Origin of the sequence: Arthrobacter sp. NPDC080031 (assembly GCF_040702485.1) — a bacterium.
In the GTDB taxonomy this organism is placed as follows: Bacteria; Actinomycetota; Actinomycetes; order Actinomycetales; family Micrococcaceae; genus Arthrobacter.
In genome coordinates this window covers 1-17,683 of record NZ_JBFBLA010000025.1, presented here as the reverse complement: position 1 = coordinate 17,683, position 17,683 = coordinate 1, and the positions used below count along the sequence as shown (strand labels likewise).

General features: G+C 64.0%; 16 protein-coding genes. 6 read left to right on the top strand and 10 right to left on the bottom strand.

Translation table 11 applies throughout. From position 1 onward, the window contains the following. Window positions 1-73 precede the first annotated feature (73 nt). Together AB0323_RS18760 and AB0323_RS18755 are read right to left on the bottom strand one after the other, a co-directional pair. Window positions 74-1,423, bottom strand: coding sequence for an MFS transporter (locus AB0323_RS18760; RefSeq protein ID WP_364536528.1), 1,350 nt, complete (start codon window positions 1,421-1,423; stop codon window positions 74-76). 49 nt (window positions 1,424-1,472) lie between these two features. Beyond that, window positions 1,473-2,105, bottom strand: coding sequence for an RraA family protein (locus tag AB0323_RS18755; RefSeq protein ID WP_366178669.1), 633 nt, complete (start codon window positions 2,103-2,105; stop codon window positions 1,473-1,475). 266 nt (window positions 2,106-2,371) lie between these two features. Between AB0323_RS18755 and AB0323_RS18750 the strand changes: the two genes are divergently transcribed. Continuing rightward, window positions 2,372-2,830: an Lrp/AsnC family transcriptional regulator gene (locus AB0323_RS18750; RefSeq protein ID WP_078107285.1), complete on the top strand. Its 459-nt coding sequence runs from the start codon at window positions 2,372-2,374 to the stop codon at window positions 2,828-2,830. A gap of 2 nt (window positions 2,831-2,832) precedes the next feature. Here AB0323_RS18750 and AB0323_RS18745 read toward each other — a convergent pair whose 3' ends face one another. Next, window positions 2,833-4,608, bottom strand: a complete 1,776-nt coding sequence (locus tag AB0323_RS18745; RefSeq protein ID WP_366178668.1) for a DUF222 domain-containing protein — start codon at window positions 4,606-4,608, stop codon at window positions 2,833-2,835. A 39-nt stretch (window positions 4,609-4,647) separates the two neighbouring features. Further along, window positions 4,648-5,103, bottom strand: a complete 456-nt coding sequence (locus tag AB0323_RS18740) for an Lrp/AsnC family transcriptional regulator (RefSeq protein ID WP_078107280.1) — start codon at window positions 5,101-5,103, stop codon at window positions 4,648-4,650. A 103-nt stretch (window positions 5,104-5,206) separates the two neighbouring features. On the opposite strand from AB0323_RS18740, the gene AB0323_RS18735 reads away from it, so the two are divergent. Further along, window positions 5,207-5,842, top strand: a complete 636-nt coding sequence (locus AB0323_RS18735; protein WP_366178667.1) for a LysE family translocator — start codon at window positions 5,207-5,209, stop codon at window positions 5,840-5,842. Window positions 5,843-5,849: 7 nt separating this feature from the next. On the opposite strand, the gene AB0323_RS18730 is transcribed toward AB0323_RS18735, so the two are convergent. Beyond that, the gene (locus AB0323_RS18730) at window positions 5,850-6,839 is read right to left on the bottom strand and encodes a hypothetical protein (protein WP_366178666.1); all 990 of its coding nucleotides are present in this window, start codon (window positions 6,837-6,839) and stop codon (window positions 5,850-5,852) included. 198 nt (window positions 6,840-7,037) lie between these two features. Between AB0323_RS18730 and AB0323_RS18725 the strand changes: the two genes are divergently transcribed. After that, window positions 7,038-7,508, top strand: coding sequence for a DUF4383 domain-containing protein (locus tag AB0323_RS18725; RefSeq protein ID WP_364536546.1), 471 nt, complete (start codon window positions 7,038-7,040; stop codon window positions 7,506-7,508). A gap of 102 nt (window positions 7,509-7,610) precedes the next feature. Here AB0323_RS18725 and AB0323_RS18720 read toward each other — a convergent pair whose 3' ends face one another. From AB0323_RS18720 to AB0323_RS18700, 5 genes are all read right to left on the bottom strand, one after another. Next, window positions 7,611-8,285: a response regulator transcription factor gene (locus tag AB0323_RS18720; protein WP_366178665.1), complete on the bottom strand. Its 675-nt coding sequence runs from the start codon at window positions 8,283-8,285 to the stop codon at window positions 7,611-7,613. Further along, window positions 8,278-9,639, bottom strand: coding sequence for a histidine kinase (locus AB0323_RS18715; RefSeq protein ID WP_366178664.1), 1,362 nt, complete (start codon window positions 9,637-9,639; stop codon window positions 8,278-8,280). The genes AB0323_RS18720 and AB0323_RS18715 overlap by 8 nt, the downstream gene beginning before the upstream one ends. Window positions 9,640-10,001: 362 nt before the next feature. Then, on the bottom strand, window positions 10,002-11,195 hold the full coding sequence (locus AB0323_RS18710; RefSeq protein WP_366178663.1) for an NADP-dependent malic enzyme: 1,194 nt from the start codon (window positions 11,193-11,195) through the stop codon (window positions 10,002-10,004). 239 nt (window positions 11,196-11,434) lie between these two features. After that, window positions 11,435-12,037: a TetR/AcrR family transcriptional regulator gene (locus AB0323_RS18705; protein WP_366178662.1), complete on the bottom strand. Its 603-nt coding sequence runs from the start codon at window positions 12,035-12,037 to the stop codon at window positions 11,435-11,437. Window positions 12,038-12,158: 121 nt separating this feature from the next. Next, window positions 12,159-13,478, bottom strand: coding sequence for an MFS transporter (locus AB0323_RS18700; protein WP_366178661.1), 1,320 nt, complete (start codon window positions 13,476-13,478; stop codon window positions 12,159-12,161). 88 nt (window positions 13,479-13,566) lie between these two features. On the opposite strand from AB0323_RS18700, the gene rraA reads away from it, so the two are divergent. The 3 genes from rraA to AB0323_RS18685 all read left to right on the top strand — a co-directional run bounded on the left by rraA (window position 13,567) and on the right by AB0323_RS18685 (window position 17,537). After that, window positions 13,567-14,049 carry a ribonuclease E activity regulator RraA gene (gene rraA, locus AB0323_RS18695; RefSeq protein ID WP_366178660.1) on the top strand — a complete coding sequence of 161 codons (483 nt, stop codon included), beginning with the start codon at window positions 13,567-13,569 and terminating at the stop codon, window positions 14,047-14,049. Between the two features lie 107 nt (window positions 14,050-14,156). Beyond that, complete coding sequence (locus AB0323_RS18690) at window positions 14,157-15,809, top strand: MDR family MFS transporter (RefSeq protein ID WP_364536558.1); 1,653 nt, start codon at window positions 14,157-14,159, stop codon at window positions 15,807-15,809. 264 nt (window positions 15,810-16,073) lie between these two features. Beyond that, the gene (locus AB0323_RS18685; protein ID WP_366178659.1) at window positions 16,074-17,537 is read left to right on the top strand and encodes a sugar porter family MFS transporter; all 1,464 of its coding nucleotides are present in this window, start codon (window positions 16,074-16,076) and stop codon (window positions 17,535-17,537) included. Window positions 17,538-17,683: the final 146 nt, after the last annotated feature.

The window sequence follows — 17,683 nt, the reverse complement described above, 5'->3', positions numbered from 1 at the left end:
TTGGGGTTCGACGGCGGCGGCTGCCGTTGCGGTGGCTGGCGGCCGCCGCCGTCGGGGTTCTGGTGGTCCGCTACTAGTGCGTCTGCAGGGGCTGGCCTTTGGTTTCCTTCAGGAAGTAGACCGAGACAAGCGTGATGATGGCCGTCCCGATCGAGGCGTAGGCGGGGACCATGCTGTTGCCAGTGGCCTTGATGAGTTCCGTCATGACCAGCGGAGCGCTGCCGCCGAAGATGATGGTGCTGATGCTGAAGCCGATGCTGTACGCGCTGTAGCGGACGGTGGTGGGAAACATTTCGGTCAACACAGTGTGTACGACGGCGGCGTGGCCGGAGAAGGCGATGGCCATGACGACCGTGGCAACGCAGGCAAGCGGCATGTTGCCGGTGGTGATCATGGCAAACATCGGGTACGAAACAACGGCCATGAGCACGGCGGAGAGAGCCAACACGGGCTTGCGGCCGATCCGGTCGGACAGGCGGGCCATGAGCGGGATCGCGATGATGATGGCCACCAGGCTGACGGCAGTGACGAGGAGCGCCTGGAGCATGGTGAAGTTGTTGGCCGCACCCAGCTGGGTCTTCAGGTAGGTGGGCATGTACGCGAACAGGAGGTAGTAGCCGGGGCCGTTCAGTGCGGGGAGGAAGATGGTCAGCGCGATGGCTTTGAGGTGGCGCTTGGACGTGAAGACGGTGCGCAGGGGGTTGCGTTCCACTTCGTTGCGCTCACGGAGTGCCGCGAAGTGCGGGGTATCTTCCATCTTGGAGCGGATGTAGAAGCCGACGTAGCCCAAGGGCAGGGCGAAGAGGAACGGGATGCGCCACGCCCAGGATTGCATGGTCGAGTCGCCGAGGGTGGTGATGAGGCCGGCGGAGAGGGCGCTACCGAAAAGCAGGGCGCAGAAGGAACCGACCGCGATGAAGCTCATGGAGTAGTTCCGGTGCTTGTTGTGGGCGTATTCGCCCACGAACGCCATGGCCCCTGCCACTTCGCCGCCGGCAGAGAATCCCTGAAGGATCCGGAACAGGATCAGCAAGGCCGGAGCGGCCCAGAAGATGACTGAGTACGACGGGATGAGGCCGATGCACGCGGTGGCCCCGGAGATGAGTAGCAGGAGGACGGCGAGCAGGTTCTTGCGGCCCAGCCGGTCACCCAGGAAACCACAGATGACGCTGCCGAAGGGGCGGGCAAGGAAGCTCACCAGGAAGCCGACGTTGGTCAGGAGTAGGGAGCCGACGTCCTTGGAACCCATGATGTTCATGGCCAGGTACGTGGTCAGCAGGCCGTAGATGCCGTAGTCGTACCATTCCACGAAGGAACCCATGGTGCCGGCAAAGGTCGCTTTGCGCACCATCCTGCCGTCAGCGGTTACGACTTTGATTTGAGCGGTGTTCAGTTCCACTGAGTCCGTCGATTGCTTTGTCATGGTGGGTGCTTTCAGTCTATGAGGGGGCTGGAGTGGGAGAAAGCGCTGTTCAGCTGTATTCGCGGGTTATTTCCGCGGTCATCTCGGCCTCGTGCGCGGCCACGGCGATGACTCGTTCCAGGATTTCGGTGGCACGGGCCTGGGGGATGATGACGACTCCGTCGTCATCGGCGGCGACGATGTCGCCTGCCGAGCAGACGATGCCGCCGATTGCTACGGGTTCGCCGATGACTCCCGGGCCGTTCTTGAACGGACCGGCAGGGGTGACTCCGCGAGCAAAGACGGGGAACTTGATTTCGGTGATGGTGGCGCGGTCGCGGATGTAGCCGTCAATGACGGCCCCGGTGGCGCCGGCGGCTTCGAAGCGCTGGGACAGCTGCTCACCCACCAAGGCACGGTGTTCGTGGCCGAAGCCGTTGATCACCACCACGTCACCGGGCTGGATGTAGTTCAGCGCTTCGATGACTGCGGCGTTGTCTCCCGCGGCACCGAGGACGGGGAGGGCCGAGCCGACACAGCGGGCGCCTTCCCAGACCGGGCTGATTCCGCCGTCGACGATTCCGAGCCGCTCCATGGCGTCACCGATGTTTGCCACGGGGAACGGTTCGAAAGCGCGGACCAGTTCGCGGGGCGGCCGGGTCCATGATGCGGTGCGGACGGTCAGTTCGAGTGTTGTTGCCATTTTCTTCGCCTTTGGTTTCTTCCCAGGAGCCGGCGCTTTGGGCGTCGATCGTCTTGAGACGTCAATCACATATGAGAAGAGTTTCGCGTTTTAAATTCATGCCGTCAAGGGTTTCCCGTTACGGGCATGTAAATGATTCGCAACCATGGCTCGCTGGCGATGTGGTTCCATTGATGGCCGCTCGGCAGGGATTGTACGGGAGAATGGGATTCGGTTGGACATTCTGACCAGTCGAACCCTAGACGACCAGGCAGAAAGCGGAAGCGATGCAGGAATTGGATTCAACGGACAAGCGGATCCTTGCCGCGCTCGACGACGACCCCCGGGTGCCGATCATGGTCCTCGCCCAGCGCTTGGGCTTGGCTCGCGGGACCGTCCAGTCGCGCCTTGAGCGCATGTCGGCGTCGGGCGCTTTGCGTCCGAACAGCAGCCGGGTGCTGCCCTCGGCGCTGGGCCGCGGCGTTGCGGCGGCGGTGAGTGCGGAGTTGGATCAAAGCCGGTTGAACGAGGCGATCGCTGCCCTCCGCGACATCCCCGAGGTGCTTGAATGCCATGCGCCAGCCGGGGACACGGACCTCATCATCCGCGTGGTCGCCACAAGCCCCGACGATCTATACCGGGTGTCCGAAGAGATCAGGCTGTGCCCCGGAATCGTGCGCACCTCCACCAGCATGTTCCTGCGCGAGGTGATTCCGTACCGCACAACAGGACTGCTGGGGGCGTGAACTCATACCTGGAAGTAGTGGTTTCTTCGGGGTTTCCGGTGCGGGTCGGTGTGGGGTGGCGGGATGAACCAGGGGATGCCGTTGCGGACCTGGATGTGCCAGTCTTCCTTGTGGATCAGGTGGTGGTGATGGCTGCAGAGCAAGGTCCCGTTCGCGGTGCTGGTGGGCCCGCCCCGGGACCAGTACTCGATGTGGTGGGCCTCGCACCACGGGGCCGGCATGGTGCATCCGGGGAAAGCGCAGCCCTTGTCCCGGGCCGTGATGGCCTTGCGGATATGCGGCGGGAAGACCCGTGAGGCCCGTCCGATGTCCAGGACCTGGCCCTCGCCGCCCAGGACCACGGGGATGATGTCCGCGTCGCAGGCGATCTTCCGCAACGTCCCCGCCGGGACGGGGCCGGTGAACGTGAAGGACCCGGTGCCGCTGAAGGACCCGGGCCGCGAGACTTTGCTGGACTTCGAGGCCTGACCGGACTGTGGATCCGGATCCGGGCTGCCTTGGGGGAAGAGGTCTCGGTGGTCGATGGTGGCCAGGATCTGCGGGCGCTGGCCGCCGGTGGCAGGCAGGGACCCGGTGGCCAGGGCGAGCCGGCAGGCGCCGATCAACCCGTCCAGGAGCTTCTGCGCCCTCGACCGCCGGTCCAGCGCCCCGGCCTTCTCCGCCGCCACGCCGGACGGATCACCGGAGGAATCGGCGAAGCAACCGCCGGATGGTTCCGCGCAGGCAGGAACCGTTCCGCGGGGTGCTGTGTCGCGGGGTGTTGTGTTTTGGGGTTCGGTGTCTTGGGGTGTGCGGGTGCGGGGGTTGGCGGCGGTGTTCATGACGGTGAGCAGGTGTTCGTATTGTTCGGCGGTGGCGAAGATCTCCACGTGCGCGAGCCCGTGCTTGGGACGGCGCAGGAACGCCCCTTGATGGTGGCGCAGGGATTCTTCGGACGGTTCCGGGCCGTCCTGGTCGATCGCCTCGACCCAGCGCCGGGCAACCCTGGCCAGGAAGTCCTGGTCGTTTTCCGCCGCGGTCCGGGCCAGGGCGTGTTCCATTTCCGCGGCCTTCTCCGGGGCGCACAGCGGACGCACCTTCGCCACGGCCATCGTGATGATCCCGGCCGCGCCCGTGCCGATCGTCCCGGACGCCAGCGCCGCGGCGGTTTCCCCGTGCCGGGCAGGGACCGTGTGCCCGGTGAGGCCCCGGCCCGGCAGCAGCTCCCGGGCCAGCGCGAGCCGGCGCCTGGCCTCGGCGGCACTGATCCGCAGCAACGACCGCAGATGCTCGGCCGTGGACCGGAACTCCCCGCTGACACTCCCCTGCACCGCGCCGGAGGCGCTCTCCTCCACCGCGCCGGAGGCTGTGTCCGTCCCGGACTCACTCCCCGCGTCGGCGGTCCAGCCTGTGGTCCAGCCCGGCCCGCTTGCGGGTTCATCGTTCCGGGCCGTGTCCAGCCCGGCTGCGGCGAGCAGCTGCAGATAATCCAGGGCCCGGGAAAGTTCCTCCACCCCGGACGCGAACGCGACAGCCTCTTCGAGACCCAGGCCTCCGACGTCGTCGGCTGCCTTGTCCGTCAGCGACCTCAGCGCCGCCACGGCCCCCTCCAACACGGCCTGCCGCTCGCCCCGGCCGCCAAGGTCGGGTGGATCCAGCAACGCCGGCCCGCCCGGGACCCCGCCCGGGACCCCGCCCGGAACCCCGGCAAGATGCGGAACACGGGCATGCCGGGACACTCCGGAAAGCCCGCGGGACGCAAGGCCCTGCCGCTTGTCGAAGTATCCGATCGCTTCCATGGAAACACTCTGCCAGGAGGCTACGACATTTAACCGAACTCAGACCGGCGGTCCCGCGTTCGACTTCAGGTTCTTCATCACCAACGTCGAATTGAGGCGCTCGACGGCGGGAAGTGCCGAGAGTTGGTCGTCGTAGAAGCGTTGGTAGGCCGGGAGATCGGCGGCGATCACGCGGAGGAGGTAATCCGGCGAGCCGAAGAGCCGCTGGGCCTCGACGATGTTCGGAATGGCCGCTACCCGGTCTTCGAACTCCGACATCGTGGCGCGGTCAGCCTGCCGCAGGGTCACAAAGACTATCGCCTCGAATCCCAAGCCAATCGCACCCGGATCGATGTCCGCCCTGTACCCCCGAATGACACCGGAAGCCTCAAGGTCCCGCAGCCTGCGATGGCAAGGAGCCACCGTCAATCCCACCTTGGCTGCGAGAGCGGTGGCAGTCATTCGGCCATCCTCCTTGAGGTGGCGCAAAATAGTTCTATCTATTCCATCGATCACGCAAATATCTTACCCAAAGCGCGGCAAGCCTGGCTAAAAATGCGAACACTTATGGGCCGATTTTCCATAAAGTTCATAGTGCAACCACCAGCCAGGAGCCACCATGAATCCCCAGCTTTTCATCGCCTTCGTCATTGTCGCCGTCACCTTGGCGTGCACCCCGGGCGTCGATTGGGCGTATTCGATTGCCGCTGGCCTGCGGCAGCGCAGCTTCCTCCCCGCCGTGGCCGGCCTGTGCAGCGGCTATGTGCTCCACACGGCCCTCCTGGTGGCCGGGCTCGCGGCCCTCTTAACGGGAGTTCCGGGGCTTCTTGGCTGGCTGACGATCGCCGGCGCAGTCTACTTGCTGTGGCTCGGAGGGAGCACCATACGCTCGTGGCGAGGCGCAAGCTTCAGTGCGGATGACGCCGTCGGGCAGTCCCGAAACCAGTTGCGCACCTTCCTGCAAGGCCTGGGCACAAGCGGCATCAACCCCAAGGGCCTGCTGTTCTTCCTGGCGCTTGTGCCGCAATTCGTGAGCCCCGAGGCGTCTTTGCCGGTGCCCGTGCAAACAGGCGTGCTGGGTCTTACGTTCGTCCTGTTCGCGGGCATCATTTACACGGCGGTGGCCCTGACCTCGCGAAAGCTGCTGCAGTCCCGACCTTCCGCCGCACGCGTAGTGACCCTGGCGAGCGGGATCATCATGGTGGGGCTCGGGGCTGTTCTGTTGGGCGAACAGTTGCTTCCGCTGCTGCGGTAACGCGGCCCTAGTCGCCCGGCTCGCCGAAGTCCTTGTTCCACATCCGGCGGACCTCGACGTCCCTGCGGATCCCATCGACGGCCTCAAGCTCGGTCTCTTCCGGTTTGCGGCGCGGAGCCCGCTTAGCGACAAGAGGCAGCGGGTTGGGCCGCCGCCTGGCCTCAAGCATCGACAGCGCCCGGTCCGTGAGCGCGTCGTTGCGCAAGGCAAGGCTGGTCTTCTTCCTCCGGAGTACTTCCATGAGAGCGGCCTGTGCCGCCTCCCGCTCCCCCAGCACCCTGAGCGACTGGGCTCGTATCAGCAGCAGCGCCGCCGAGAGGTCATCGGTGTTGCGCAGCCCCTCAGTCCAGGCGACGACGTCGGCGTGCCGCTCTAGCGCCGCCGCCGCGGTGCAGCGGGCCAAGGCGGAGGGCAACGACGGCGGCAAGCTAGCCAGGATGTCCAGGGCTTCCGGCATCTGGCCCGTCTCCCGGAAGCAATGCGAAAGGGCAAGGTATACGGCTTCCTCGCTGAAGAGGACGGAAACGTCAATCCGCTCCGCGACCTCGACCCGCGTGACCACCCTGCGGAGGTAGCTTGAGGAGAACTGGCTAGCGGCGTCGTCGATCCGTATGGACAGGCCCCGTTGCAACAGTTCCGATGCCCGGAGATATCCGCCGTGTTTGTAAACAAGCAGCCCGGCGATCACGTAGCACAGGCCCGCCCAGCCGGGGTAGGTGCGTGCCAAGCTGATGAGGCGGTCCGGTTCCGTGCTGGTGAAGACGGCGTCGTACACCGATTTGGCGGTCTTGCCGGCCAGCCGCTTGAGTCTGGGAGCATCCCCGGCGACGTCGATCCGGCCAGCCGTTTTTCCTCTCAAGACGCCCCAAATCGCACCGCTCAAGCCCTCAGCCAGTCCACCCACCGAGGTGCGGACATGTCCGTTCCGGAACGGCGTGATGTCCCTGGTGTCCGCGAAAATCGCTCCGCGGACCCCGGGAGCCGATGGCTCACTCATGGTTGCCCTGCCATCGCAGGATAAAGCGTCGCAGAAATGGGCATCACAGAACCATGCTAGCCGCGCTTGTCCCGACCGTTCCCCTCTATTTCCGGGGTTTTCGGGAGTAAGATATCCACGTCGGCAGGGTTCCGACTCCTTGCCGCGATGCGGCCCTCCATTTGAAGGGCCGGATTAATATCGTGATCGGGAGGAGCTATGACTACTGCTTCACACCCCGCGCAGCACCACGCAATGGGGCTGACGCTCCACAACACAGCACTCGGTTTGGGCTGGGTTTTCCTGGCTGTTGGCGTCCTGGGATTTATCCCGGGCATCACCAGCAATTATGGCGCCATGACCTTCGCTGGACATGACTCGGGCGCCATGCTTCTTGGAGTTTTCCAAGTATCCATCCTGCATAACATTGTTCACCTGCTATTCGGCGCGGCAGGCCTGTACTTCGCGAGGACTGGAAGGATGGCGCGCGGCTACCTCATCGGTGGCGGCGCAATCTACCTCGTCCTGTGGATCTACGGTCTCATCACTATGTCGAACATGAGCGCTGACTTCGTGCCCATGAACGCCGCGGACGACTGGCTGCACCTGGTTCTCGGTGTTGTGATGGTTGCCCTTGGCCTGTGGCTCGGACGCGACGTAAGGGAGGAGTCGAAGGGCCGCGCCATGTAGTGCACCCTGACTCTGCAGCACTCTGCAGTTGCACGACGGCGACCGTCCCGTTACGGGCGGCCGCCGCCTTTGCGTCCTGGCCGCCCAGCCGTTCCGGGTTGCCTACCCGAGGAGCCTGCGTTCGTAGGCGAACGCCACCAGCTGAAGCCTTGTGCGCAGCCCGAGCTTGCTGAGCACACTGCGCAAGTGGGTTTTCACTGTGGCTTCGGAGACAAACAGGCTTTGCGCCATCTCGGCGTTCCCCAAGCCTTTGGCCGCCAGGAGGAACACATCCCGCTCGCGTGGAGACAGCTCGTCCATCACGGCGAGGTCCGGCCCGGCGACCGGCACCGTCCTCGCCGCGTGCTGGAAGAGTTCGTGAACCGAACCGGGTGCGATCACCGAGTAACCCGAATATACGGTCCGGATGGCAGCCAACAGGAATTCCGGCTCGGCGCTCTTGAGGAGGTAGCCGCTCGCGCCCGCCTGCACGGCTTCAACCACGGCCTGGTCCCTGTTGAAGGTGGTCAGGGCGATGATCTTTGGCCTGTCCGCGCCGGCAGCGTCGGCCTCCTCCGTGATGCGACGTGTGGCCTCGACTCCGTCCAACACGGGCATTCGAAGATCCATCAGCATGACGTCCGGCCGGTGCTTGGCCGCGAGCGCCAAGGCTTGTTCGCCGTCGTCGGCCTCCCAGGCCATGTCCATGTCGGCTTGGCTCTGCACCAGCATGCGTATGCCGGAGCGGAACAAGGGTTGGTCGTCCACCAGGGCAACCGTGATGGGTGTTTCAGCCACGTCCGACGCTTTCCTGCTCAGTGCCCGACGACGGCGAGGCGGCCTCGAGGGCGAGCGCCGGCTCCTGCTCCGGTTCCGTGCCGGACGAAACATCCTCGTCCGCTCCGTTTTCCGGAAGGAGCGCAGCCGGGCGTGAACCATAAGGAATGAAAACCGTCACACGGAACTGCTCGCCGTCGGGCCCGGAACTGAGCCATCCGCCGGCAAGATGCGCACGCTCGCGCATTCCGGGGATGCCGCGGCCCACGCGCCCGGTGGTACCGCCGTCGTCCGTCCCCCCAATCGAAACGGACGCCGGCAATTCCGAAGCAACGTGCATGGTCAGCCCTGGGCCGCTCCAGTCAAAATGAAGGCGCACGGCGGTGCCGCGTCCGCCGTGCTTGAGAGCGTTTGTGAGGCACTCCTGCACAATCCGGAATACTGCGAGTTGTTGACCCGCGCCAAGCTCGACAGGGGTTCCGGTTTCGCTCTGCTGGACCTTGAGGCTCCCCTGGCGCATCCGCTCGACAAGGCGCCCGACATCGGTGAGCCGGGGCTGCGGGGCCACCAGACCGTCGTCGCGCACTCCCTCAATGACGCGCTGGGCGTCCACCAACGCGTGACGGGCCGATACCGCGATGTTTTCCAGGGCGTCGAGCACTGCCTTGGGTTGGTCCTGGCTGAGATAACGGGTGCCGTCGGCTTGCGCCGCGATCACTGCAAGCGAGTGTGCCAGGACATCGTGGAGGTCGCGGGCGATCCGCGTGCGCTCCTGCTCCACGACCAGCTCGACTTCGGTCTCCTTGAGGCTTGCCTGGGCGAGGACCTTGGACTGGAATAGCTTTCCTCGGTCCTCATAAAGAGCCAAGGCAATGCCGACAGCCGCACAGCCGGCCGCGATCAGGATCAAGGTGGAGAAGAGCTGCCAGCCGTAGTAACTCAGGGCGCCCCGGTCTCCCGAATATAGTGGCCTGAACCAGCCAACGCCCTGCCCGTAGCGCCACGACAACATCAAAAAGGTTATGACGGCTGTGAACACGAGGTTGGCTACTCCTGCGATCGACCGCTGCCCGCGGGATCCGGTCCACAGAATGAACGCCAGCGCGATGTACGAACCGATGTAAATTGCCCAATGATTGGGCCAAGGCGCACGGATGAAATGGATCAATTGACCGAGCAAGAGTATGGCGGTCAGCCCGAGCGACACATAGGGTTTCCACACCGCTGTAGCTATAGCCAAAGTCATCAGAACGAGCATCCAGGTGCCGGGCCAATAGTTCAGCCCCGGCCCCATCCTTCCAGCCTCGCCCACGCACCAGAGCGCGAAGAAAATGACGGCCGCCGCGGGGGCGCCCCAATGCCGTGCAACTTTCATTGTCTGTTCCATGTCAGCCACCCTATCCACGGCCAAGGACGCGGCGACGCCGATTCCGCCCTCCAGCGTCCGATCTCCACCCGGAAGCCAGTGGATTCATCCTTGGAGCCAATGCAAGAGGTGAGCGAGCGTTTGTCAAAAGGGGGTTAAAGGTGAGCGAGCGTTTGTCATGCCAAACGCCGGCTCACATATCACGCCCAAAACCCAAACCCCGGCTCACATATCCGGCCCAAAACCCAAACCCTCGCTTACCTACGCTGACGTGGGTCCCTGAGAACGACGGCGGAACAAAGAACGACGGCGACGCTCCCCAGCACGGGAGCGTCGCCGTCGTCGGCTATTCGGGTTGAACGCTTGCGGGCTTATTCAGCGGCCGCGGCAACCGCCGCGGTGACCGCAGGCGCAACGCGGGGATCCAACGGGCTGGGCACGATGTAGTCCGCAGAGAGTTCTTCCTCGGCCAGCGCTGCGATGGCTCGGGCCGCGGCGATCTTCATGGCCGGGGTGATGCGGCGTGCGCCGGCGTCCAAGGCTCCGCGGAAGATCCCGGGGAAGGCCAGCACGTTGTTGATCTGGTTCGGGAAGTCGCTGCGGCCCGTGGCCACGACAGCGGCGTACTTGACGGCGACCTCGGGCAGAACTTCCGGGTCCGGGTTGGACAGGGCGAACACGATCGATTCCTGGTTCATGAGCTTCAAGTGCTCCTCGGCCAGCTTGGACGAGGAAACGCCGATGAACACGTCGGCGCCCTGCAGCGCTTCTGCCGGTCCGCCGGAAAGGGCACGGGGGTTGGTGCGCTGGGCGAAGCGCGCCTTGACGCTTCCTGAATCAGCCACCAGGTCGGCACGCTCGGCGTTGATAATGCCCTTGGAATCCAGAAGGACGACGTCCTTGACGCCCGCGGTCAGCAGGATCTCGGAGACCGCGATGCCTGCGGCACCAGCACCGGAGACCACAACTTTCAGTCCCTCGAGTTCACGGCCGGTCACCTTGGCGGCGTTCGTCAACGCCGCGAGAACCACGACGGCGGTGCCGTGCTGGTCATCGTGCATGACGGGGCAGTCGAGGGCTTCGATGAGACGCTCTTCGAGTTCGAAGCAGCGGGGCGCGGAGATGTCTTCGAGGTTGACGGCACCGAAGCTCGGACGCAGGCGGACCAGGGTCTCGATGATTTCGTCCACGTTGGTGGTATTCAGGACCAAGGGGATCGAGTCGAGATCACCGAAGGCCTTGAAGAGGGCGGATTTTCCTTCCATGACGGGGAGGGAGGCGCTGGGTCCGATGTTGCCAAGGCCCAGGACCGCGGTCCCATCGCTGACGACCACCACGAGCCGCTCGGCCCACGTGTGCGTGCGTGCAAGCTCAGGGTTGGCATGGATGGCGCGGCTCACTTCGGCGACGCCGGGGGTGTAGGCAATGGAAAGGTCCCGCTTGTTCAAAAGCGGTACGGTGCTGGAAACGGAGAGCTTGCCGCCTTCGTGGGCGGTGAAGATTTCCTCTTCGCTCAGCGCCAGGGCAGTCAGATTCTGTTCAGGGGTGATGGTCTCGACGGACACGTCTTTGTCTCCTCAGGCTAGCCGTGAACCCACGGCACAATTCGGGCAGGTGTAGAGGCTTCGGTGCCGGACCATGGGTGGCTGGTCCGCGCTGTGAAACTCCTGCGGATATGGGCTGCTAGCCGCTCGGCTCCTGTCTTCGTAGACAAGAGCTTGATAGGAAGACTAGAGACATCGAGCCATAAACTCATACTTTTGGTCGTAGTGGTCTAGACCAATTACGTTGATTCCCGGAAAAACTACGCGTCCGTAATCAACTTGCAGGCGTTCTTGAGGTCCTTCTCCGCGTCGAATAGTGAGATCCGGCGGCAGTTGACGGACTGGACCAGACCACTGACGACGTGGAGCAGAATCCGGGCCCTCCCGGCGTCACCGATCGCAGCCGCGACCATCTGGGCGGAGAGCGATTCGATATCCCGCAAGAGCACGGGGATGTCGCCATCGCGGGTGTCCCACGTGCGGGAAAGACAGTGTTCGACGGCGGGTTGCATGACCCGCATGTGGAAAATCTCCATTCCGAGTCCGGCCAGTTCCTGCTGGCTGCACCTCGACGATGCCGGCTTGGAGTCGTTGAGTTCCCGGAGTTGCTGCCGGTACACGGCGAGCATCAGATGGACCGTGGAGGGAAAGTAGCGGTAGAGGGTCCCGAGCGGAACGTGGGCCCTGGTGGATACGTCCGAAAGGCTCACGGTATCGAACTGCCGCTGGGCGAATCCCGCGGCAGTCTTCAATATCCGGGCGTAGCGCAATAGCTGTCTCGGCGTGGTGGGAGCTGCTGCCATTTGGGGCAGCCCCGCTGCCAAATCCAGCGAATACGGTTCCAAGGAGTTCGGTTCGGACATTTCCGGCGTTCTGTTGGTGTGGGCTTCGTTCTGGGAGATTGCGCGGCCCCGCAAAGGCCGGGCGCGTCCTGACAATGATACGGCAGCAAGTTGTCAGTTCCCTGAGAACGGATTCGCCGGGCTACGCGACGCCCTTGATCTTCACCACGAACAACGCCCCGAGCAGACCGATGGCAGCCGCGGCCACATACAGCGAGACGTAGCCACCCCAGAACGCCACAAAGGGGTAAGCAATAAGCGGCGCGATCACTTGCGGCAAAGAGTTGGCCACGTTGATAACCCCAAGGTCCCTGCCCCGGTCCAGCGCCGTGGGCAGCACCTGGGTAATGAGGGCGAAGTCGACCGCCAGATACGCACCAAAGCCGATACCGAGCACCGCGGCGCCGGCAATGGCCCCCGTCCACGTGGGCTCGAACCCGAGGATCAAGGCAGCTATCGAAATGACGACGGACGAGACAATGACCAGCGGTTTGCGTTTGCCCATGCGGTCACTGATGGCACCGCCCACCACGCTGGTGATGATCACCATGACGGCATAGAGGCCCGTCAGGACGAGGACCCCGAACTCCGGCTTGAGGCCTTGGGTCTCCTCGAGGTGCACGGCATCCTTGAGGAAGAACAGCAAGTACAACGTGACCATGTGGTTGCCGACATTGACCAGGAACCTCGTCAGCCAGGCCCACGCGAAGTCCGGATATTTGACGGGCGAGATCCAAAAGCCCTTGACGAATGTCCAGAGTTTGAACGCTGGCCTCGCCTCAGGGACGAGCGGGACGTCGTCGTTCTTGAAAAGATAGAGCACGACGCCGGCCAGCAGCCCGGCAGCGCACACGACGTAGCCGAGGGCAAAGTTCCCCGAAACGGCCGACGCGATCACCGCGCCTGCAAGGATCCCCACGGTTTGGCCCATAGCTGCAAGGCCGCCGACCGCGCCGCGCTGCGGCACTGGAACCCGATCCGGAATAGCCGCTGTGATGGCGGCATAGGCTCCATTGCAACCGGCCTGGACAAGGCACCACAGAATCGTCATGACCGCCACATTCGGAGCTCCCGCGAGGGCCACCAATGCTACGGCGCCCAGGATGGCACCGAGGAGCACCCATGGGACCCGCCGTCCGAAGCGGGACGTGGTGCGGTCGCTGAACGCACCGAAAAGGGGGTTCGCCACAAGGGATACCGCAGCACCGCATCCCGTGACCAGGGCAAGAATGGCTTCCTTTTGGACTTCGTCAAAGTGGATGGCCTGCTGCCCGAGCAAAACCTGGATCGGGCCGAAGAAGGCGGCGTTGATGCCCACATTGACGAGCACCACTCCGGTGACCCACAGCGGGCGGACGCGTTGCACGGGCTCGGCGAGCGCCGTCGTCGGGCCTGCCTGCATCCCCATAGGATCCGTCACCGGTCTTTCAGGCAGTGAACCAGGCAGATCGGACAGGCTCATGATGGTGCTCCCCTGCGTCTGGACGTGTGAATTCAGCCTAGCGCCCGCGCGCGTTAGGGTAACTCCAACGGACCGAGGAGGATCAACGATGAACAGCCCAGCGAACCCCATCAACACCGCCGATCTCTACGACGAGCGTGCCGAAGATGTTGAGTCGATATCACTGCAGTTCCAGGACCTCGGCGGCGTGTCCCACTTCAACGGCCCCGTTCGCACGATCAAGTGCTTTGAGGACAATGCACTCGTAAAAACCGTCCTGGCAACCGCCGGCGAAGGCGCCGTGCTGGTGGTGGACGGCTACGGCTCCCTGCGCGCAGCCCTCATGGGAGACATGATTGCCGAGAGCGCCGTGGCGAACGGCTGGGCCGGCGTCGTGATCAATGGGGCCATCCGCGATCGCGTGGCGATCGCGAAGCTGCCGTTGGGCGTCAAGGCCTTGGGAAGCAACCCCAGGAAGAGCTCCAAAGTGGGCCGTGGCGAAGTGGACATCCCGTTGGTGATTGACGGAGTGCACATCGAGCCCGGCAACCTTATCTACTGTGATCCTGACGGGATTCTCGTGGAGCGGTGACATTTTTCTCTCCGATTCGGTAAGACAGGGAATACCGGAGCGATTAGGATAGTTACTGAAAGCAACTATCCTGCTTGGTCCCCTTTTCTTCCACCCTTGGAGAAGCAATGTCCAAAGCCACGCCCGCGCGGGCCGCCGGAGAGGTCCTGACACACCGCCAGACGCTCACCGTCATGGTGGGCCTCATGCTCGGCATGTTCCTGTCCTCCCTGGACCAGACCATCGTGTCCACGTCCATTTACACCATCGCCAACGACCTGGACGGCTTGTCCCTGCAGGCGTGGGCCACTACGGCCTACCTCATCACATCCACGGTGACCACCCCGCTGTACGGCAAGCTCAGCGACATCTTCGGCCGCCGCCCGCTGTACCTCGCCGCGATCCTGATCTTCCTCGCCGGCTCCCTGTACGCCGGTTCGGTGCACTCCATGACCGAACTCGCCATCGCCCGAGGCATCCAGGGTATGGGCGCCGGCGGTCTGCTGGCCCTCGCGCTGACCATCATCGGCGATATCGTTGCCCTGAAGGATCGCGCCAAGTACCAGGGCTACTTCATGTCCGTCTTTGGCGTGTCCTCGGTCCTCGGCCCGGTTGTCGGCGGCGCGTTCGCCGGCTCGGCAAACATCCTCGGATTCGACGGCTGGCGCTGGGTCTTCTTCATCAACCTGCCCATAGGCCTGGCCGCACTCGCCGTAGTGTTCTTCTTCCTCCACCTGCCCGCGAAGCACGTCAAGCAGAAGATCGACTACTGGGGCGCAGGAGCCATTACGCTGGCGATCGTTCCGCTGCTGCTCGTGGCCGAACAAGGCCGCAGCTGGGGCTGGACCTCCGGCAACTCGTGGATCTGCTACGGACTTGGCGTCATCGGCATCATCACGTTCCTGCTGGTTGAGCGGCGTGCCGGCGACTACGCACTGATCCCCCTGCGCCTCTTCGGGAACATCACGTTCGGTTTGTCTTCCCTGCTGAACTTCATCATCGGTATCGGCATGTTCGGTGCCATCGCGATGCTCCCGATGTACCTGCAGCTGGTCAAGGGCCTCACCCCTACTGAGGCGGGCCTCATGATGATCACCTTCACGGTGGGCATCCTCTTCGGTTCCATTACAGCGGGACGGACCATCTCGGCGTCGGGCGTCTTCCGGATCTTCCCGATCCTCGGTACGGGCATCCTGACCGCCGCGGCCATCGTCATGGGCCTGTCCCTCGGCGTCGACACCGGCCTCTGGGTTCCCGGCCTGATCGCCGTATTCTTCGGCATGGGCCTGGGCTTCTGCATGCAGCCGCTCACCCTCGCCATGCAGGTCTCCGTACCGCCGAAGGACATGGGCGTAGGCACGTCCACCGCGGCGTTCTTCCGTTCCATGGGCGGCGCCGTGGGAACCGCGGTGTTCATCTCGATGCTCTTCAGCCTGGCCGCCGACAAGATCGCCTCGGGCATGAAGGACGCCATGGGCAGCGCGGACTACCTCAAGGTGCTCAAGGATCCTGCGGTTGCGGCGGATCCCGCAAACGCCAAGCTGTACGACTTCTTCAAGAACGGCGCCACGAACGATTCGCTCAACGACACCAGCTGGCTGCACCACGCCAACCCGGTGCTCACCCGGCCCATCGTTGAAGGCTTCGCGCAGTCGATCGACACCGTGATGCTGACCGCGGCGGCGTTGACCGGCCTCGCGTTCCTCATCAGCTTCGCCTTGCCGAACAAGAAACTGACGGATCCGAAGGCGGCAGCGAAGGAATCCGTTTCCGCGCACTAAGTTCCTCCTCTTCGACCGCGTCACGGCAGGCAGTCTTTTGGACTGCCTGCCGTTGTGGTTTCCAGTGTTCGCGCTGGGGAGTGCCCGACGGCGGCGCAAAAGTTTGCGTGGCGTGACACGTCCGGTGTGGCCGGCCCGGTTGACTGGAAGTCACGCTGGCAGCGTGCCACACTGTGTAGCGCGAGTGCACCGGCGTCCCCGTCGGACTCAGCTGCCGATGACGACCGCGCCGCACAATCCACTAATTTTCCTCAAGGGAGAGCCATGCCCAATTCCAGCTCCGACAGCCGTTCCGGCGTCCCACGCAAGGTAATTGGCCTGGCCGTTGCCGGAGCTGTGGGCGGTTTCCTCTTCGGCTTCGATTCCTCCGTGGTCAACGGCGCCGTGGATGCGATGAAGGACGAATTCATGCTGAGCGCAGCCGTCACGGGCTTCGCTGTGGCGGTCGCGCTGCTCGGCTGTGCCGCAGGGGCGTATCTTGCGGGCAAGGTGGCGGACCGCTACGGCCGTATCCCGGCCATGAAGCTTGGTGCCGCCCTCTTCCTGGTCAGCTCCATCGGGACTGGCTTGGCCTTCAGCATCTGGGACCTGGTTTTCTGGCGCCTGGTGGGCGGCCTGGGAATCGGCCTCGGGTCGGTGATCGCGCCGGCCTACATCTCGGAAATCTCACCGCGCCAGGTCCGCGGCCGGCTCGCGTCGCTGCAGCAGTTGGCGATCACCACCGGTATTTTCGCGGCCCTCCTGTCCGACGCCGTCCTGGCGACGTCCGCGGGAAGCGCCCACCACGCCTTGTGGCTCGGAATTGAGGCCTGGCGCTGGATGTTCACTGCCTGCGCGCTGCCTGCCGCGATCTATGGCCTGATCGCCTTCCGGCTGCCTGAGTCCCCGCACTTCCTGGTCCTCAACGGCAAGGAAGACACCGCACGAAAGATCTTCGACACCCTGATGCCCGGCGACGACACCGAACGCCACATCCGCGAAATCCGTGACTCCATCAAGCATGACGAGCTCTCCACCAAGAAGGGCTCGCTCCGCGGCAAGGCTTTTGGCCTGCAGCCCGTGGTGTGGATCGGCATCATCTTGTCGGTGCTGCAGCAATTCGTCGGCATCAACGTGATCTTCTACTACTCCACCACCCTTTGGAAGGCAGTCGGCTTCCACGAGCAAGACTCCCTGGCGATCTCCGTGGCAACGTCCGTCACCAACATCCTGGTCACCCTCGTGGCAATCGCCCTCGTGGACCGCGTCGGCCGCCGGCCCATCCTGCTGACGGGCTCGATCGGCATGGCCGTGTCCCTGGGTGCCATGGCACTGGCTTTTTCTTCCGCCAGCGGGACGGGATCTTCGGTGTCCTTAGCCGGCGCCTGGGGTCCGGTGGCCCTGGTAGCCGCAAACGTGTTCGTGGTGAGCTTCGGCGCTTCGTGGGGACCGTTGGTGTGGGTTCTCCTGGGCGAGATCTTCCCCTCACGCATCCGTGCCCGTGCACTCGGCCTGGCCGCCGCGGCCCAGTGGATCGCCAACTTCGCCATCACCTTGAGCTTCCCTATCATGGCGGCCGGTTCGCTGCCGCTGACTTACGGCATGTACGCGCTGTTCGCCGCGGCGTCGTTCTTCTTTGTCATGTTCAAGGTGCCGGAAACCAACGGCATGTCCCTTGAGCAGGCCGACACCTTGTTCGTCCCGAAAGGCTCCCGGCCCGCAGAGCTCGCGATCACCGAACCGAAGTAGCCTCACCTCCCCGGCTACACCCAAGTAGCTCGCAGTTGTTGTCGTTTTGACGGGGCAAAGTCATATGGTCGTAGCAACGCTCTGATTGATGGAGCGTTCTATGGTCAGGTCATTTCCTCAGAGTGCCCGCAACGAGTTTGTGGACT